Source organism: Acetivibrio cellulolyticus CD2 (assembly GCF_000179595.2).
Classification (GTDB): domain Bacteria; phylum Bacillota; class Clostridia; order Acetivibrionales; family Acetivibrionaceae; genus Acetivibrio; species Acetivibrio cellulolyticus.
Genome location: NZ_JH556658.1, coordinates 928618 through 947482, shown reverse-complemented (window position 1 = coordinate 947482; position 18865 = coordinate 928618). Strand labels below are relative to the sequence as shown.

Sequence of the window (18865 nt, the reverse complement as noted above, 5' to 3'; positions counted from 1 at the left end):
GAAAATTTGCTTTTTGACGCATAATTAGATTTAATTATTTTTAAACATAGCTGATATAAATATCGGCATAGTCTATTTAAATTTAACTATATTTTTATAATCAATATCAAGTGATCGGGGCCAATCTAAAAGCCCCCCTGACTCAAAAAAGAAACGGGTAATAAGATTAATGACGTATCAAATTCATATATAATATGTATAATATAAAAATGCTATAGGACAGAACAATATGGTATGCTTGGAGGAGCGATATGGTGATAACGAATTTGCTGTTATTATTGATTTTGTTTGTAGCTGGTGTTCTTTTCTTCGGAACCAGATATACGCAAAGATATTTTGGAGGCGTTAACCTGGAGACTATTTTGATTCAGCTTTCCATGCCGCTTGGAGGTACAAATCCGGAAATTGTCAAAAGTGCTGTGGTAAGTTGTGCAATATTGCCTTTGCTATACTCAGCAGCAATACTTGTTATGTATAATGTTTTTGGGTACTTCATAGGAATATTCATGGGGAAAACTGAAAGTTATCTATTACTTGCATTTCTTGCAATGTCCTTGATTCTCCTGTTTTCCAGCATGCTTTATTTTAATACACTCTTGAAGGCAACTAGATTTATGTCGCTAAGAAGTAAGAAAACCGATATCTATGAAAAATACTATCAGGCTCCCGAATCCGTATCAGTTTCCTTTAGAAATGGGAAGAGGAATGTTATTGTTATTTATCTGGAGTCCATGGAATCCACCTTTGCATCTAGAGAAGAAGGCGGATTAATGAAAGAAAATTATATTTCGGAGCTTGTAGCTCTTGCAAAATCAAATACAAGCTTCTCAAGTGTGACTGGCTTTGGCGGCTATGACCAGATAGATCAGGCACAGTTTACGATAGGGGCACTTGTAGCATCAACAGCAGCAATTCCGATAAATTCAACTGTGAATTGGAAAGAGATGCGCGATCAGGGAAATATATTCCCTGGAGTAAAGACGCTGGGAGACATGCTTAACGAAAATGGTTACAAGCAGGAATTTCTTTGTGGATCAGATGCCTCTTTTTCTGATCGGGATTTATGGTTTTTAAGGCATGGAAACTATCAAATCTGGGACTATTACGCGGCAGTGAAAAATGGATATATCCCGGAAGGCTATCATGTGTTTTGGGGGCATGAGGATCAGTATTTATATGAGTGTGCAAAGGGTGAGCTTACACGTCTGGCAGCAGGAAAAGAGCCGTTTAATTTTACCATGCTTACAGTGGATACACATCATCCCAATGGATATATCTGTGATAAGTGTGAAAACAAATACAAGGAGGAATTCTCTAACGTGCTAGCTTGTTCCAGCGAGCAATTAAATGACTTTGTTTCCTGGATTAAGATGCAGCCTTTCTATGAAAACACATCCATTATTATAACGGGTGATCATCTGAGTATGATCGGGGATTATTTCAAGGGGATAAATAAAAGCGATCGTAGAATTTATAATTGCTTTATTAATTGCCCTAATATCAGCAAAGCGGTGACTGAAAAACGGGTGATTACGTCATTTGACATGTTTCCTACAGTTTTGGCTTGTGCCGGAGCTACGATAGAGGGAGAGCGATTAGGCTTGGGAACGAACATATTTTCCAATGTCCCTACATTGGCAGAGGAACTGGGTTTGGATGTTTTAAAGACAGAATTATCCAAACATTCGGAGTATTATACTGGATTTTTTTCATAACCGTTGATCAGTAGATTAATCAGCTTCTTTTTCCTTAGCTCTACTAAATCCGGAAAGTGGATTCTTGTCAACAGCATCCTTGAGCTGTTCCTTATCTAAGTGAGTATATATTTCTGTAGTCGCAATACTTTCGTGACCTAGCAGTTCCTGTAGCGCTCTAATGTCGACTTTGCCATACTTATACATAAGCGTTGCTGCTGTGTGTCTTAGTTTATGGGTTGAATACCGCTGAGGGTCGAGACCAGCCTGCTTTATATATTTTTTAACTATCTTCTGTACTGATTCCTTGCTTATACGTTGTTTTCTCCCGCTTATAAAAAGAGCATTTTTATCTTTAACACCATTTACGGGACGAACTTTCATATAGGCTTCAATAGCTTCAAGACAAGCACTATTTAAAGGTATGCTGCGCTCTTTATCACCTTTGCCAATAACGGTAAGGGTGTCGTTTTTTATATTATTTATATTTATTCCAACTAATTCGGATAAACGCATACCACAGTTTAGGAAAAGGGTTAACATTGCATAATCACGTTCAGAATATGTTCCGGTGTTCACTGACGATAATAGTTGTTTGCTTTCCTCAACATTTAAATACCTTGGCAGGCGTTTTAAGATTTTAGGCGATTCAAGTTCGCTTGCAGGGTTTACATTAAGAAGTTTAGCCTTATTAAAAAGGTAATTGAAGAATGATTTTAAGCTTGCAACTTTTCTGGCACGGGCATATGAAGTATTGTCACGATTATTGCTGACGTATGACATAAATGAATATAAATCGCTTAAAGTAACAGTTTTAATTAGTTCTATATCAACATCACAAATATCGATCTTATCAAAATCCAGTTTTTTATCGACCAGATTTCTGTCCATTTTAAGGAATCGAAAAAAAACCCTCAAGTCATAAAAATATACTTGGACAGTGTTAATTGATTTTCCTTTGATTGTTTGAAGATAGTTTAAAAAATCTTTTAAGATTAAAGGCATTTCATAAGCAGAAATATTTTTCATAAGTATGACCTCAAATATAAATTTAGTTACATAAATACATATTATTAATAATACCTCTAAACATTGGGTTTTACAAGTCATGTCAACAATCTGTAATGTTATAAGTCTATGTAAAGAATCCCGGAGCTATGAAAGGGGTAAGCATTATGAATGCTGCTGATAAAGATAAGTTGTCAGGGAGTGTCGCAAAACTACTTAAAAGTAGAGAGCGATGCTCCCTGGTAAAATCTACTGAGCAGGTCTTGCACTGTCAATTACTTCATTTACATCAAATAGATCTTTAAGCTTTTCTGAATGATGCCTAAATGAATATCCATCTATGTTTTTCCTGTCAATTAAAGCGCAGTCTTCATATTTTTCCAGATAGTCATCGATACCTACACTGCAAAGTATGTTAAAACCGTTATTTAGCAGGTATTTTAACCTTGGGTCTTTGTGGCTAAAAGCGCTTCCATAGGGATAAATATATATCTGGGTAGGTCCAACCAGAGTTTCTACTTCCTTTTTCCAGCGTTCGGTATCCCGCTCAAATCTCTCGCGGCTTACCTTTACATCGTCAAGATGCCCATAACCGTGGCATGCAAAGGTCCAACCTGTTTCCTTTAGTCGTTTAACTACCTTTAGCGCTTCGCTCTTTTCTTTTTCGTAATCTAAGGAGTCCAATTTATTTGTCCTGTACCCTAAAATGCCCTCATAGCCTGTTGAGGCAATAATTCCTTTCGCGCCGTTAAAAGAAAAATTATTATGCTGTTCCACAAACGTATCTAATATGGGAACTATTTCGTTATCCATAGAGATAATTTCCTTGCCGTCTGGAGCCACGGAATACGTAGCAACATCGCCATTTTCATCTAGTACTAGTTTGTATACGTTTCCGTTTTCGAGCATATAATCATAGTAGTTTAGATCATCAATGGATACTATAAGAGGTTTTTTTCCGGCGGGAAGCTTTAGCTCTTTTTTCGCCAGTACAATTTTACCGTTTTCATTTTTAGTTTCATAGACATCTCTATAAGCTACCAGGATGAAGTCTTTTTTGTATAGAGATTCCAGAATTTTCTTAAATTCCTTTACCGTTACCATCCAATCATTATAGCCTTTGCTCATAGAGTCATTATCAAAGGCTCTTTCTGTGTAAGCTATTAAGGGATGGAAAAATATGTGCTGAATAGTTCCCTTATATGTAACGAGTTCGACAGCTGGAGTCGGAGAAGATACAACTGTTGGATCAGCTGATTTGATAGCTGGAATTACAACTTTCTCAGAACTTCCATTTTCATAAACCTTATTACTTACAGCCATAGTACTCTTGTCCATGTTGTTCTGCGTACTGCAGCTAGAACAGCAGAGTGAAATCAATAGGATAAAGAATACTATTTTCTTTCTAGATATGCTTTCTCTTATCATTTGTATAGCCCCCAAAAAACAAAAAACTACATTTTTTTATCTTCTTCTACCTAATTATACAACATTTATCCAGTTTGGAAAGCAGTAATTGGGTCTAAATTGTAGAAAATTTTTCAGCATTTTCGGAACAAAAATTGATACCTATTTATATTTGAACCTTTAAAAACCGTGAAGATAACTTTTATATGATGAAAATAGGAGTTTATATTTTAAAAATTGTAAAAATGGAAAAATGGTTATTGTTTTAGGATGAAAGTTATGTTAATATCTTTATGAGTTAAATTATATACAGACATAGAATTATATAAATATAGAGGATTTAGTTTATAATGAGTTGTTTTAGTTAATGATGAGTTGTTTTAGGGGTCATGCTAGTAGAAGAATTTTGCTTAATGATATTTAGATTGAAAAGTTTGATAAGCTTTGTTCTTTGTAGTCTTCAAACGTAATGTCTGATACACATTCTACTTTTTGAACCCAATTATAAAATTATATAATGTTTAAGTTTAATAGATTTAATTTAGTGTCTGTTATTTATATTATTATTTCTTAAAAATTGAGATTAGAGGTGTAAGAATGGCAGTTAAAATTGTCGGAACAAGAAGAAACAATGTAGGTATGATAATTATTACAGGTACAGTTTTTGTGCTTTTTGTAGTATCTGGGGTGCTGGGAATATTTCAATATTTCAAAATGAAGGGTAATTACCAGAAGCAAGTAGATGAATATAGTATCAAGGTTAAATCATACGAAAAACAGATTGAGCAAAGCTTGAGAACGGTTTATGTACCTATAGAGGATTTGAAGTATAATACAAAATTAGAAGAGTCAATGTTTGATACAATTGAAATATTATCTTCATTACCAAAGGATCAGTATATGGACAAAGAAGATTTCGGAAAGTTACTAAAAACTGATCTAAAAGCTCAAACTCCTTTGATGAAATACATGCTGCAAGCAGATAAAGTTGATGACGATTTAAGAGATGCCGAATTTAATACACTTACACTTCAAACAAACATAGCAAAGAACGATTTTGTAGATGTAAGAATACGATTTCCAAATGGTGAAGATTACATAGTATTATCAAAGAAGAAGGTTAATGATATTAAGTTAAATACCGGTACGATCTGGATTAACATTAATCAAAGGGAGTTAATTACTGTAAGTAGTGCCACTGTTGATGCTTATTTGAGAAAAGGTACAAAATTGTATGTTGTTAAATATGTACAGCCACAGACACAAAAAGGAGCCAAAACTACATATCCATTTAATGCTGATGTGCAAAAGGTTATGATGGCAGATCCTAATATACTGGAAAAGGCTTCAATTGCTTTAACTACTCAGGCAAGGGCTGACTTGGAAGCACGTATCAACATAATACCTAAGGAAAACTTAAATAGTGTTGGTTCCGGCGTTGATAAGGAGAATTCAGAGTTTAAAAAGAATATTCAAGATTTGGAGAAAGTGCAGAACAGTAAAACTAATGAAAATACTCAAACGGACAAAAGTCAGCAAAAGCAGAACGGACAAACTGGTAATCAGAGCAGCGGTCAAGTTGCTGCGCCTAATACAAAAGTAGACAATGGTGATGACCAGGGAAGTTCACTGGACGCGGTTTTGAATTAATAGCAATGATTATGGCTTGATAGAATTAGAACAGACAGAAACATTGATAATTCAAATATAGGTCAAGTTTACGTTAAAAATTAATGCAGAAAATTGCAAAATAATGGGGGAAGTGTTATATATGAAGGCTTTAATGCAAATTGGTTTTGCTGGCTCATATAAATGTGATTTACTTTTGTATCTTGCAAGAACAGTTTTGGCAGCGGGCAAAAAAGTTGCTATAGTGGATGCTGTGGATGATGATATATGGAGCTATAGTGTACCTGTATACTTGGATAACAAGATAGTAACCTATAGCGATGTTGATATATACTTAGGCTGTAAAACTGCTGAGTACTATGAAGAAATTAAATTTAACAACTATGATATTGTATTTGTTGATTTTGGTTTTAACAAGAATATGTCCAATTACATGAATCAATGTGATTCAGTTATTATGGTTACAGATATTGAAAGAAGTAATGTGCTCAAATTAAGAGAGTATATAAAAGCATTTATTGCATCTGAGGGCTTCGGCAGAAAATATACAGTTAATACAAGTGAAGATGGAAAAGAGTCTGAAAACAAATCACAGGTAGATATAATAAAAATATATCGTGATGTTATAGGAAGTAAGATAAATACCAGGTATACCGACACTCTTTTAGATATTAATGAAAAGTTGAATGTATTAATGGAGTACATAGTGCAATTTGATGAGATTAACTATAGATGTCAAATAGAGAGTCAATATAATGATAGATTCAGATTTGATAAACTTACCAAAGCTTATAAAGTCATGCTGCTTGAAATTATAGAAAGTTGTACTAATTTAGACAGAAAGAGCATTAATAAGGCGTTTAAAAAGGCAGAAAGGGGAAATTGACATGCAGGTAGCATTTTGGAGCAATTATCACCAGACGGGCACAACATGCAATCTTGTTGCGGTGTCTGCAATGATAATAATGGAATATAGATTAAAGGTGTTAATGACTCACAACCATTTCGACAGGAGTGCCTTGGAGACATCGTTTATTGACAGAGATTATGTAAAAAATGAATTATCAAGCCTTAATGATGTGGGGATTGATGCGTTAAGCAGTTTTATTAAGTATAATAAGGTTGACAAAGATAACATATCAAGATATACGACAACCATTATAAAGAATAAGCTGGAATTGTTGGTGGGTACGTCGATAACAAACAAGGATTTGTATGTAAAGGATATAAATGAAGTTATTGATATAATTCTGGCACACGCAAAATCTTACTATGATCTGATTTTTGTAGATGTTGCCCCAGGACAAGCTGATACTACCAAAAAAATATTTGAACATTCTGATCTGATTGTTGTCAACCTCAATCAAAACTACAATATTATTGAAGATTTTTTTGAGGAATATAGCGAGTATAAAGATCAATGCATATTCTTGTTAGGCAAGTATGACAGGAACTCGAGATTCAATGCAAAAGCCCTGCAAAGAAAATTCGGCATAAAATCAGGTATTGGGGTAATACCCTACAACATAGAATTCTCAGATGCTTGCTGTGAAGCGAAAGCATTAGATTTTATAATGAGAAATCTTAAGGCAGGCAAAGATGACATTAATTATTACTTTATTCAGGAAGTTCGTAATACAGTGGAGCTTATATTAAAGAAGCTTAATGTTGATATTTCTCTAAAGAAAATAGGTGATTAAATGCGGAATATATTTCTTATTATGCTTATAATTACCGGGGTTGCCGGAGGTATAATTTATTATTTTAAAGCCAATAAGTCAAAATATCTTGATTATGATATAGACGAAGACAAATATCAGCTTGATACTATATTAGAGTATATAAAGAATACATTTAACGATATTCTTAAGACAAACCTGTACTCTATGAATATTACCAGGGAAGAATTTGAGAAAAGAGTGCAAAATAAGAATGAGTTGAGAAAAGCGTTAAAGACTTGTATATATGGTGATATAAATGCAAAGAATTATGTAAAAAATTACATAAGAGACATATTGCTAAAGACTTATAAAATAGATGAATCAAATATAGATAAAATTATGAATTTCAACAGTGCAAAAGAATTAAGCATTCAGGACAAGTTTGAGATTTTGTTGTATGTATATAAAAAGAAACATGACCTAAAAGCGTTGGAAATGCTTTTAGAGGAAAATACTCTAGATAATGCAAAAGGGCTTGAAGAGGGAAATGACGGCGATGGAATAAGATATGCTATAACTTCAGAGGAAATTGAGCAGGCATACATACAAAAGGTTAAGAGGCTGACAAGCTTTGATGATAAGCTCAATGTTATTGTTCAAAGATTATACCAACGCTATAAAGGATATGGGGTTATAGATGAAATAAGAGATATGAAAATTGATGGGGTTAGCGGAGGCGTATCAGGTATTCCAAGTTCTTTCTTCCAACAATTTGATTATAATGGCGGTGTTCTTTCCAGTTTACCGATGTCTTATGACAGTGTATGGATATTCTTTAAAGGTAAGACAATTCATCTTGAATTTTTAAGTTTTGGTTCAGAGCAGGAGCTTATAAGGGTGTGTAAAAACATCTACAGGTATAACAATCCAGGGCAGCTCTCCGAGACTAATGGTTACAAGGTTAATGAAATGAAGGATGGAAGCCGTGTTGTTGTTGCAAGACCTCCTTTTTGTGAATCGTGGGTATTTTTTGTAAGAAAATTTGACAGTGCCGAGAATAAAGAACCAGAAGACCTGATAACTGACAAAAACAGCAAGCTTGCTATTGATTGTATGAAGTGGCTTGTAAAGGGATGCAGAGTTACAGCTGTTACAGGATTCCAGGGTACAGGAAAAACAACTCTTCTCATGTCCATAGTCAAATTTATAAACTATACCTTTACACTAAGGATACAGGAGATGGCTTTTGAGCTGCATCTTCGAAAGTTGTATCCGAAAAGAAATATAGTATCATTTAGGGAAACTTCTACAGTATCAGGTCAGGAAGGTCTTGACCTCCAGAAAAAGACCGATGGTACGGTAAACATAATGGGTGAGGTTGCCACAGCTCCGGTAGCAAGTTGGATGATTCAGATGGCACAGGTTGCATCACTCTTTACTATTTTTACGCACCACGCCAAAACTTCAAGCGACCTAGTGCTGGCTTTGAGAAATAATCTTTTGCAAACAAGGGTTTTCAGCAATGAGAAGGTAGCTGAAAGACAGGTTGCAGAAGTTGTTAACTTTGATATACACCTTTATAAAGACATCTCCGGACACAGGTATATTCAAAGAATAACCGAGATAATTCCTGTTATAGATGAATCTGATTACCCTGAGACCTATAAGGAAGGGAAGACACAGGAAGAAACCATGCGTGCGTTTGCTGATACTGTAAAGGAGTATTTTACAAGGGTTACAGACCGTAAAACATTTGAAACTCGTGATATTATTGTGTGGGATAATGGTGAATACAAAGTTGCAAATCCTATCAGCAAAAAAAGCTTTGATGAGATATGCAGCCACTTAAATGAGGAGGAGAAGGACGAGTTTAACTTGTTCTTGAAAGAGGGCTGGGGTGTTGCTTATGAATAGCCAGCGGATAAGAATTCTAATTGCAGCAATGGCGTTTATAATAATAATTTGTGTAATTGCCATTTTTGCAGCACTCAGCATGGATAAAAAGAAAAAATCAAAAAAATTTAAAAAGCAGGTATACAGAAGTAAAGGTAATGATATATGGTTCAGTACTTATACATATTTTAGCAAGTTTTTTCTTACCAAAAAGTACTTACGAAGGATAAGAAAAAGGATTGAGATGTTGGAAATGTCAGATAACTGGACAGTTTCCAGAAAAACTATGAAATTTGCTGCGATATCATTCTCAGCAGTTTTTGCCATGCTGGTAGTGTTAATGCTTTTGGATCTCAATCTATACTATTTTATAATTTCTCTTATAACGGTTGTTATTGTACACAACCAGATAATTAACATGCTTGTTGATGGTATAGAGAAAAAGCTTATAGTTCAGTTTGATAAGTTCCTTGGAGATGTAAGGCATCACTACCATGAACATGGAATGATTGACGAAGCAGTATATGATTCGATTAATGATTGCAAATATGAAATGTCGATACATGCAACCAGGATGTACGAAATACTGACATCAGACGATCCTGAGAATGAGATAGAAAAGTACAACGAACTTGCACCGAACAAATTTTTTAAAACTTTTATTGCAAACTGTTATACTGTACAAAAGTTTGGTGATAAAATAGTTGATGATGAATCCATGTTCCTGACAAACCTCAATTATTTGAAGCAGGAAATAAACCTTGAAATGTTAAGGCGTCAAAAGCTGGACTATCTTTTTAATAGTCTGTCAATAATAGCTTTGGCTCCAATATTTACATTAAAGCCTTTAGAAAGTTGGGGGAAAAGCAATTTACCTGAAATGGTAGACTACTTTCAAGGACCATATGGTTTCGTGGTGCAGATAGTATTGTTTTTGCTGGTAATACTATCCTATAAACTTATAAATACACTAAAAAGTGATTACCAGCACAATGAATATGATAACGGGATTTATCAAAGATTACTTAAAATTCCTGTATTAGCAGGCTTTATAAGTATACTCAAGAATAAACAGTATAATAAGGCCTTAAAATACGGTGATTTGCTGAAATCAGTAGGCATGAACCAGAGAGTTGAGCACTTTTACTTAAGAAGAATAATATATTTGATTGCAGCTTTATTTGTATGCATTTTTGTTTTTGTAAACATACATTCAATTTCTAAGCACAATATATTATATACTTCTGAGAGCTTGATGACTGATGATAAAAATACAGACAAAAAAGCTGAAGAAGAAATGCTTAAAATGGATCGTGAGATTATACAGAAATACGGTAATAAGAGAGTTGACTTTAAAACAGTAGAAAAAGCGGTTTTGGAATATGGCGTGATAGAAGACAAAACACTTGCAGGTATAGCTTCTAAAAGGATTATAGAAAAGTTGAAAAAATATCGTGAGGAGTATTTTAAATGGTGGGAACTTTTGATATGTCTTTTAATAGCTGTAATATCTTATAATATTCCTTACTGGTTAATTTTGTTCAGGAAAAAAGTTATTCAGATGAATATGGAAGATGAAGTTATGCAATACCATGCCATCATATTAATGCTTATGCATATAGACAGAGTCTCAGTAGAGGATATACTTAAATGGATGGAGCAATTTGCTGTGGTATTTAAGGATTCTATAAGCAAGTGCCTGAATAACTTTGAAAATGGTGATATGGAAGCCTTAGAGCAGTTAAAGATTGATGAACCCTTTGTTCCTTTTAGCAGAATTGTAGAGAATCTTCAATCTGCTTCGGATAAAATACCAATAGTAAGGGCATTTGACCAGTTGAAAGTTGAAAGGGGGTATTACCAGGAAAAAAGAAAAATGGATAATGAAATTACTTTAAATAAGAAGGGAATGTGGGGGAAAATGATAGCGTTTGTACCGCTTATTGCAACAATATTTCTCTATATCCTTTTGCCGTTTATACTAATTAGTATAAATCAGTTAATGGACTACTCAAGCCAAATGGGTAATTCAATTTAGAAAATCTAATTTTATAAAAGTGAGGAGAATTTTTTATGGAAAACGCAACAAAAGCAATTATTATCGCGGCAGCAGTACTAATCACAATGGCAATTGTTACTATCGGATTCTTTATTATGAATTCAGGTAAGGATGCTGCAACAAATGCAGTAACAAACATAAACAGCATGAATAACAAGCTTGCTGAAAGCGAGTATACAATGTACGATAATATGACGGTAACAGGCAATGATGTAGTAAGTGCAATAGAAAAAGTAGAAAGCTCAAAGGATTATATTGGAATACTTGTTGTAACAGGAGTGGGAGGAACTACCCAATCAAACTGGTACGCATATAATGCTTCAAATATAAATGCTCTATCTAGTGCTTCTAAAACAGTAGAAGATGCAGAGGACATTGAAGCTCCTTCAACTTACATAAATCCAGCTGGAAGATTTAAAGGTGAAGTGGCAAGAGATAATAATGGAAGAATTGCTTCAATAACTTTCACACAACAGTAATTTTTGTAGTGTATTTCATGAATGTTATGAATTGAAGCTGAAGGATGATTATAAATGGGAGAAAATTTAGCTGATTTTTTATTTGATGTGGCTATGATCTTGGTTTTTGTTTCAGCATTATCGTTATTCTTGTTTTTGAATCCATTGTCGGAAAAGAATGTTGAGTTGCTGGCAGGTACAATAAACAGGGACAAAGAGGTTGCAGAGAATAGAGTATATAATTCGGAGTACACTACTGTGACTGGAGCAGATATAATCAGCGACATTATTAATGGACTTGAAGCAGATATTATAGTTGATAGCAAGTACATTTCTAAAGATGTTGATATATTTAAAGATGATTTTAGTTTTTCCAGTATTAATGAAAGAGGCAATTATAAAGTTAAGAGGAATATTGATTCAAATGGTATAGTTGAATCAGTTAAATATGAATCTGAATAGGGGGCGGGGCTTTTTTAAGCCCGCCTAAAATGTTATTACGAGGTAGGTACGATGGGAGATTCATTGGGCAAAATAATTGCAATAGTTTTAGCAGTGTTATTATTATTTATTTATCCTACAAAGAATGAGTTTGAAAGACTTGATGAAACAAGTAGGATATATGTTCTAACTGAGACTTCAAAGTTTGTTGATTCTGTAAGGAATCTTGGATATATTACCCCAGTTATGTATGAGGAATTTTCAAGCAGACTTGCAGCTACCAACAATTTATATGAAATAAAAATGGAGCATAGAAAAAAAAGATACGATCCCGTATATGATGACCCTACAGCTGGCGTTTCGGCACCTCTTGCGGATGATGCAGATGAAGCGGATGAAGCAGATACGGAGGACCCAGCAGAGGGTGAAGCTGAAGCTGAAGAAGAGGATATTGGGCCTGTTGATTTTGTTGTTGGTTATAGAACATATTATAACGGTACAATTTTAGAGTCTATGTTCCCAGACCATCCAATTGTGGAAGGCGAAAATAGAAATTATGAACTTGAAAAAGGAGATTACTTTGCCGTAACGGTTTACAATAAAAATAAGACAATGGCTACAAGACTTCAAGAAATGCTATACAATACAAGCCTTAGTGCACAAAAAATTTACGTAAGGTATGGAGGAATGATTAAAGATGAAAATAACTGACCTTGCTATACTTTTTGTTATTATCATTCTTCCGCTTAACCTATTGTTGGATATAAAGGCACAATACGTCGAAGCAGCAGCGTATAAGAAAATAGAAATAAACAGGATACTGGACACTGCGGTTGAAGATGGTGTTGTGGGCATGATTGAAGGTGGAGCCGGTAAGAACATAGAGATCAATAAGGAAAATGGTGTTCGGGAATTCCTGAATTCCATGAATATAAATTTCAATCTGCTTGAAAACAGCATTGAGGCTAAGAAGCTTCAGGGGTATATTTCATGCATAGTTGTTGTAGATTATGATGGATATTATGTGGTATCAAATCAGGAATACTACAATTCAAAACACGAAAAAGAAATGAAATTGGTGTGTAATCCGAAACAATCCTTTTCCTATTCTGATGGGAGCTATGTGTACATTTTTACTCTCGATAACAGTCTGACAGTGGTGGAAACTGGAAGCAAGGAGATGTTTACCGGTACTCGTGATCAGGTTGCTGAAAAAATCGGACTAGGGTCATGTCCGGATTTTATGAAGGATGATAAACTATTTGATCAGCTAAGAAGAAAAACTATTATAGAGGACTTAAAAAAAGATGTTAATTTTACAATTAACAAGCATAATGATATTGCCAGAATGTTTGGCATTTCATATAACTTTACTCTTCCGCAAATAAAGGATGGAGATTGGTATAAGACTGTAGATGACGTTGGAATGCTTGTATTTTTTCAAGGTATGCCAATAGGTTTATCTGGTGAGAGAATCAACAGCTATGCTCTTGGTGGGGCAAGGCTGGTTAAGTCTTCCAAATATATACTTGAAGAAAGAGAAATTAGCCCTGGAATGATTCAGAAATTTTATCATAAGCAAGGTTGTAGCATAATAGCTCCTGAAGTAGAAACAAGTGACGAAATTGAGGTGCTTGATTCTAAAGCAGAATGTGCTGCAAACGGTTATATGCCTTGTCCGGTTTGTAATCCCTAATTATATAACCTTTAAGTTTAGGATTCACCGGATTTTTTTCACTAAAGGGTTCTATACAGGAGGATAAATTATGTCAATAGCAGTAAAGAATGAAGCTTTGCAACGTTGCGAAGCTGAATTTAAAAAGCTTTCACAGAAGTTGAGCCAAATAGAGAATAGCCTCCAAAATATAAGGAAATCACTTGATTCTGACATAAAAAATGAAAGAAATATTGACAGAGATTTTAAGAAGGTATGTGAAGCTGTAGATGAGAATGAGAGAAGCTTGACTGATATAGCAAAATTCCTTTCAGATACTGCTAAAGCATATGAGGATGCAGAGAAAAATATCGAAAAAGAATTGAATAAAATAAGCCAGAAGAAATCGGGCAGTAATATATTTTTAAATGTATTAGATAAGCTAAGTTCAATAAGAAAAAAGTTAGAATCTATTCTAAAAATACTAATTGGGTTTGGAATTTTCGGTTCACCTATAGGTACTATTATAACTTTAAATGAGATAAAGAAATACTTCGATGAAAAAGGCGTTACTGTGAATAATAAAGAGGTAAAGCCAATAGAAGTAAAGAAAGCAGATATACCGGAACTAAAGGGCATATTGTCTTATGATCCAAGTAAATACAAGGAAGAGGTTTTATTGCTGCAAAAAAGATTAAACGAGCTCAAAATTACAGATGATTTAGGCAGGGCTTTAGAGGAAGACGGAAAGTTTGGCGAGAATACATTGGCAGCGGTAAATAAATATAAAAAACAACATGGTCTCTGGAACTTTGGCGAATATGAAGGTAAAGTCGGTCAAACTACATGGGAGCATTTGTTTAAAAACATGAAGGTCCCATATAAAGGTAATGGAATTAATTCTAAGAATGAAGCTATTTTAAAACCTGAAAAACCTAATAGCCAGGATAAGAATGCAGAAAATACTCTTTTGAAATATATTGATCAGTATACAAATTTTACTATTGATGGTGTTACTGTTAAGATACCATATTATATTACACCTAAAGGAACTGAATTATATGGAGGAAAAGCTACACCTGAAAAGATACGGGAATTTTTACGTAAGAATGCATCAAATCCTTCGCAATATCAGGCAGTTATTGATGCTAACAAGAGGTATACCGGCATAGATTGTTCCGGTTTTGTAGCATATATTTTAAATGAAGCAACAGGCGGAAAGGTTTTAGAAGAATGGGGTACTACTTATGGTAATGGTATATCAGCTGCTGATTTAACGAGTACTAAAAAGGGTGACCAAATAAGTAAAGCAAAAGATATTGTGCCGGGATGTACAATGCGTACTGCTAATGGAGGGCATATAATTCTCATTTATGAAGTTGTTAAGACTAATGGGGTAGTAACGGAAATTAAATATGCACACTCAAATGGAAGTAAAGGCCCGCATTTAGGTTCGATTACAATTGGTGATGAGAATCAGGATTTAAATGGATCTAAACAAACATGGCACGATATAGCATATACAAATTCTGAAGCCAAAAGCTATTACGATTATACCGTATTATTAGATTGTGTAAAAGGTAATTTCGATTTGGGCACAAATAGTATAAATACACAACAAAGTAACCCTATAACGAATACCAATGTAAATGCTACACAACAGACTACAAATACAGTTTGCAAAGAATATGTAGTAAAGTCTGGGGATACGCTAAGCAAAATTGCTAAACAATATGATACGACTGTAGCAGAACTGGCAGAATTTAATAATATTCAGAATGTAAACATTATATCCGTTGGTCAGATAATTAAAATACCGAAATATGATATATCAACTAAACCTAAGGATAATCCTTCTGTTACTGTACCAGATGCTTCTTCGGGAACGGGTGGAGGTACGGGTTCTATCCTTTCACAAGTGGAAAACTTTTGTAGAGAGCCTATTAGTTCGACCTGGGGCATATCTGATAGTGCTATTGAACAATGGTATCTAAGTAAAAGTAATTGTGCGAGCAAGAATGCAAAATATAATCTTAATGCTGACAATATAAGAGAGGTCACAAATGCAGTTAAAGCTGCTGGTGTTTCACCTGTTTTATTTTACATCTATTCAGTTAACGAGGGTTCAGGTGGAAACATAGCTGGAGGGTTTATTAATCACTGGACACCTAAAAACGTAGATACTTCGGACCTGCCGATCTCATCTGCGATTCAGGATGCTAATTATTTGGTGCAGCAATCTAACAAAACAAACTCAAGACCTGCAACCGGCGGTGGTGAACCTGCCGATATGCCGACCGCAGCTGCATCCGACTTATTGAAATCTATCCCAGCCGGAAGTATAGGACTTGCTTACATTCCGGCGACATCTGCGTGTACTGCGGAAATAAATGATCTCAATGGCATAACGGGGGGCTGGACAGGATTATACGGTCACCCATTGCAAAACCTTATGGACGTGATTAAATCGCTAGGAGGCAACCTCTGATTAACTAATGCCTCTGCCCTGATCGGGTGGAGGCATTGAAAAGAGTTTGCAGAGCATTAAAGCAAACGGCCAGTCAAGATATATAAACGCCCTTTTCAAGGGTGCTCTTGACAAGCTATTTGCATTTCTATATATTGTAATCAAGGCTTGAAAGCCAAAATCTGGCTCACAAGCCCCATAAAAAATTATCATAGAAAGCAATTTACAGAAAAAGTTTCATACCATCTTAAAGTATGGTTTTTCTCAAAAGCTTATTAAATCGGGAGGTTTTCAATATGAAGAGGTTTTTCGTTTTTGCACTGACCTTGGTACTTATGCTATCCCTTACCGCATGTGGTAACAATGACAACGCGTCATCTAATAACTCAAGTGTTTCAATCAATGCAGCTACACCGTCAGATGAATCCTCAGTGTCTTCCCAAAGTTCATCTGTTTACTCTTCAACATCGACAAGCGTTTCGACAAATGCTTCCAGTTCAACTCAGGATATACAAGCTACAGGAATGAACCTTACACAAATTCAAGCTGGGAATTATACGAGTTTGCTAGGCACTTGGACAGGAGTGGCTTATGCAGTAAACCCACATAACGGCACTGGGGAGCAGTGGAAAGCGGGTTCACTTTCTACCCTCTCTGTCTCAAGTGACAAAATCGTACATGGCAATGGGGACTTGGTCATTCAGGGAAATACACTTAAGGATAGTGCGGGTTCACATACTCTTACGTTCGAAAATAATGGAGATTCACTCGATGCTTCCCTCACAGATCAAAATGTCGCCATCAACTGGGCTGTTTATTTTTACCCAATGGGTGCAAAAAATATTTTAGAACCAAATAATGGAGTGAAGATTGACAACACTAAAAACCTTATTGTCATTTGGTCAAGCAGTAATGGATTTACAGAAGTTTTTGCACAAACCAATGCCAAGTAATGTGATTGATTCGATATCAAATATTTTGAAGATCTGTTTGTCCTTAAGTACTATATAATTGCAGCTACTGCAATTATATAGTACTTAAAGCCGACGGAAATTATTTCTCGCTAAAGGGTTCAACATATTTTTTTCTACTGTAGCTAGGTACAAATAGTATAAATACACAGAGTAAGCCTATAACGAATACCAATGTAAATGCTACACAACAGACTACAAATACAGTTTGCAAAGAATATGTAGTAAAGTCTGGGGATACGCTAAGCAAAATTGCTAAACAATATGATACGACTGTAGCAGAACTGGCAGAATTCAATAATATTCAGAATGTAAACATTATATCCGTTGGTCAGATAATTAAAATACCGAAACATGATATATCAACTAAGCCTAAGTCGGATGTTGTTGTACCAAATTCTGGGGGCGATGTTTCTTCTGGGACGGGTAAGGGTGATTGTGATGTAATGGCGGTTGACTTCGGATGACCATCCTTCTTTTTGCCCAAAAAGGGGGTATTATATATTTTACAAGTAATGACAATAAGCTTTTCAAATATAAAGTAACATATTATTAAAAAGGGGAATGGTCATGAAAATAAGAAAAATTGTTGTTTCGTTGATTTTAGCTTGTTCCGTAATTATTAGTTTATCAATGTTTGTCGAAAACAGACAATTAAAAAGAAAGAATACAATATTAATGGAAAATAACCAAATAGCTAATTTAAGCAGTGTTGAGGGTGTAGAAATTAAGACTGTAAAAGGTGAAGAACCAGAAGTTGAAAATGCAGAAGTTTGCGATGGTGTATTAAAAGATGGGTTTAGAATAGATTTATATGAAAACTATGATGGCTTTCCTAGCGTTCCTGCATATGGTCCTTTGTGTAAGCTAAATGCATTCGGTATCAATCAAACTAAAGCTGCAAAAATAATTGGTAAAAAAGATGAGTTTTTTACTCGTATATCTATTGAGGGTGTTGTACCAACATGGGTAATTGAAGGCGAAAATAATAGTAATATAGGCTATATTGAAAATGAAATTATGTATGTATTGAGCGAATGTGATGTTTTTATAACGCCTGAAGAAGATTCAAAAAGTGTATTCAAAGCTTATAAAGGAAATTCAGTTACAGTTACAGCGGAGTATAAGGATTGGTATTTTATTACTATGAATTATTATATGGACTCAAACTCATTTAGCTATGGATGGATTAAAAAGTCAGATTTAGGTTATTATAAGGAGTTCGATAGTAATATCGAGCTTGAGGTCAATGTAAAAAAAGGGAGCCCTATTAAGATCGATGGAAATGATGGTGTAGAGATAGTAAAAGATTCATTAACATGGGGGAGAATTATGGAAGAATTAGAAAATGAATATGTCTTGTCGTTGCCTGGAGCTTCTGTTGCTACAGTAGAAAAAAAGTACATTGAACCCTTTAGCGATAAATAGCTCCTATTGTAATACTCTAATGGATAATATTGATTATGAAAATATTAAACTGGAATATTGGGATTTTAATAATACTGGATTAGTCTTAAAAAGGT

General features: G+C 34.6%; 15 protein-coding genes. 13 read left to right on the top strand and 2 right to left on the bottom strand.

Annotation, left to right across the window (positions count from 1 at the left end):
- Window positions 1–251 precede the first annotated feature (251 nt).
- Window positions 252–1715 carry an LTA synthase family protein gene (locus ACECE_RS28290; protein ID WP_010250321.1) on the top strand — a complete coding sequence of 488 codons (1464 nt, stop codon included), beginning with the start codon at window positions 252–254 and terminating at the stop codon, window positions 1713–1715.
- 15 nt (window positions 1716–1730) lie between these two features.
- On the opposite strand, the gene ACECE_RS0219600 is transcribed toward ACECE_RS28290, so the two are convergent.
- Window positions 1731–2723 (bottom strand): tyrosine recombinase XerC, encoded by a 993-nt coding sequence (locus tag ACECE_RS0219600; protein ID WP_010250320.1) that lies wholly within the window; start codon window positions 2721–2723, stop codon window positions 1731–1733.
- A 228-nt stretch (window positions 2724–2951) separates the two neighbouring features.
- Window positions 2952–4130, bottom strand: a complete 1179-nt coding sequence (locus tag ACECE_RS28285; RefSeq protein ID WP_010250318.1) for a polysaccharide deacetylase family protein — start codon at window positions 4128–4130, stop codon at window positions 2952–2954.
- 576 nt (window positions 4131–4706) lie between these two features.
- On the opposite strand from ACECE_RS28285, the gene ACECE_RS28280 reads away from it, so the two are divergent.
- The 12 genes from ACECE_RS28280 to ACECE_RS0219525 all read left to right on the top strand — a co-directional run bounded on the left by ACECE_RS28280 (window position 4707) and on the right by ACECE_RS0219525 (window position 18770).
- Window positions 4707–5759, top strand: a complete 1053-nt coding sequence (locus tag ACECE_RS28280) for an SAF domain-containing protein (RefSeq protein ID WP_010250316.1) — start codon at window positions 4707–4709, stop codon at window positions 5757–5759.
- A gap of 121 nt (window positions 5760–5880) precedes the next feature.
- Entirely contained in the window at window positions 5881–6624 is a 744-nt protein-coding gene (locus ACECE_RS0219585; RefSeq protein WP_010250314.1) for a hypothetical protein, read from the top strand.
- A 1-nt stretch (window position 6625) separates the two neighbouring features.
- Entirely contained in the window at window positions 6626–7438 is an 813-nt protein-coding gene (locus tag ACECE_RS0219580; protein WP_010250312.1) for a P-loop NTPase family protein, read from the top strand.
- On the top strand, window positions 7439–9313 hold the full coding sequence (locus ACECE_RS0219575; RefSeq protein ID WP_010250310.1) for a P-loop NTPase family protein: 1875 nt from the start codon (window positions 7439–7441) through the stop codon (window positions 9311–9313).
- Window positions 9306–11330 (top strand): hypothetical protein, encoded by a 2025-nt coding sequence (locus ACECE_RS0219570; RefSeq protein WP_040428632.1) that lies wholly within the window; start codon window positions 9306–9308, stop codon window positions 11328–11330. The genes ACECE_RS0219575 and ACECE_RS0219570 overlap by 8 nt, the downstream gene beginning before the upstream one ends.
- Before the next feature lie 35 nt (window positions 11331–11365).
- Complete coding sequence (locus ACECE_RS0219565) at window positions 11366–11830, top strand: hypothetical protein (RefSeq protein WP_010250307.1); 465 nt, start codon at window positions 11366–11368, stop codon at window positions 11828–11830.
- Window positions 11831–11884: 54 nt separating this feature from the next.
- Window positions 11885–12271, top strand: coding sequence for a hypothetical protein (locus ACECE_RS0219560; protein WP_010250305.1), 387 nt, complete (start codon window positions 11885–11887; stop codon window positions 12269–12271).
- 51 nt (window positions 12272–12322) lie between these two features.
- Window positions 12323–12961 (top strand): hypothetical protein, encoded by a 639-nt coding sequence (locus tag ACECE_RS0219555; RefSeq protein WP_010250303.1) that lies wholly within the window; start codon window positions 12323–12325, stop codon window positions 12959–12961.
- Window positions 12948–13946, top strand: coding sequence for a hypothetical protein (locus ACECE_RS0219550; RefSeq protein ID WP_010250301.1), 999 nt, complete (start codon window positions 12948–12950; stop codon window positions 13944–13946). Before ACECE_RS0219555 ends, ACECE_RS0219550 begins: the two co-directional genes overlap by 14 nt.
- Before the next feature lie 70 nt (window positions 13947–14016).
- Window positions 14017–16392 carry a LysM peptidoglycan-binding domain-containing protein gene (locus tag ACECE_RS31930; RefSeq protein WP_010250299.1) on the top strand — a complete coding sequence of 792 codons (2376 nt, stop codon included), beginning with the start codon at window positions 14017–14019 and terminating at the stop codon, window positions 16390–16392.
- Window positions 16393–16667: 275 nt separating this feature from the next.
- Window positions 16668–17324 (top strand): DUF6287 domain-containing protein, encoded by a 657-nt coding sequence (locus tag ACECE_RS29675; protein WP_010250297.1) that lies wholly within the window; start codon window positions 16668–16670, stop codon window positions 17322–17324.
- Between the two features lie 588 nt (window positions 17325–17912).
- Window positions 17913–18770: an SH3 domain-containing protein gene (locus tag ACECE_RS0219525; RefSeq protein WP_010250294.1), complete on the top strand. Its 858-nt coding sequence runs from the start codon at window positions 17913–17915 to the stop codon at window positions 18768–18770.
- Window positions 18771–18865 lie beyond the last annotated feature (95 nt).

What these genes read in the sequence shown, in the direction of transcription:
- ACECE_RS0219570 (WP_040428632.1), top strand. Translation starts at nt 9,306, where the DNA reads ATGAATAGCCAGCGGATAAGAATTCTAATTGCAGCAATGGCGTTTATA.
- ACECE_RS0219555 (WP_010250303.1), top strand. Translation starts at nt 12,323, where the DNA reads ATGGGAGATTCATTGGGCAAAATAATTGCAATAGTTTTAGCAGTGTTA.
- ACECE_RS0219525 (WP_010250294.1), top strand. Translation starts at nt 17,913, where the DNA reads ATGAAAATAAGAAAAATTGTTGTTTCGTTGATTTTAGCTTGTTCCGTA.
- ACECE_RS28290 (WP_010250321.1), top strand. Translation starts at nt 252, where the DNA reads ATGGTGATAACGAATTTGCTGTTATTATTGATTTTGTTTGTAGCTGGT.
- ACECE_RS0219580 (WP_010250312.1), top strand. Translation starts at nt 6,626, where the DNA reads ATGCAGGTAGCATTTTGGAGCAATTATCACCAGACGGGCACAACATGC.
- ACECE_RS0219550 (WP_010250301.1), top strand. Translation starts at nt 12,948, where the DNA reads ATGAAAATAACTGACCTTGCTATACTTTTTGTTATTATCATTCTTCCG.
- ACECE_RS0219575 (WP_010250310.1), top strand. Translation starts at nt 7,439, where the DNA reads ATGCGGAATATATTTCTTATTATGCTTATAATTACCGGGGTTGCCGGA.
- ACECE_RS0219560 (WP_010250305.1), top strand. Translation starts at nt 11,885, where the DNA reads ATGGGAGAAAATTTAGCTGATTTTTTATTTGATGTGGCTATGATCTTG.
- ACECE_RS31930 (WP_010250299.1), top strand. Translation starts at nt 14,017, where the DNA reads ATGTCAATAGCAGTAAAGAATGAAGCTTTGCAACGTTGCGAAGCTGAA.
- ACECE_RS0219600 (WP_010250320.1), bottom strand. Translation starts at nt 2,723, where the DNA reads ATGAAAAATATTTCTGCTTATGAAATGCCTTTAATCTTAAAAGATTTT.
- ACECE_RS0219565 (WP_010250307.1), top strand. Translation starts at nt 11,366, where the DNA reads ATGGAAAACGCAACAAAAGCAATTATTATCGCGGCAGCAGTACTAATC.
- ACECE_RS29675 (WP_010250297.1), top strand. Translation starts at nt 16,668, where the DNA reads ATGAAGAGGTTTTTCGTTTTTGCACTGACCTTGGTACTTATGCTATCC.
- ACECE_RS0219585 (WP_010250314.1), top strand. Translation starts at nt 5,881, where the DNA reads ATGAAGGCTTTAATGCAAATTGGTTTTGCTGGCTCATATAAATGTGAT.
- ACECE_RS28285 (WP_010250318.1), bottom strand. Translation starts at nt 4,130, where the DNA reads ATGATAAGAGAAAGCATATCTAGAAAGAAAATAGTATTCTTTATCCTA.
- ACECE_RS28280 (WP_010250316.1), top strand. Translation starts at nt 4,707, where the DNA reads ATGGCAGTTAAAATTGTCGGAACAAGAAGAAACAATGTAGGTATGATA.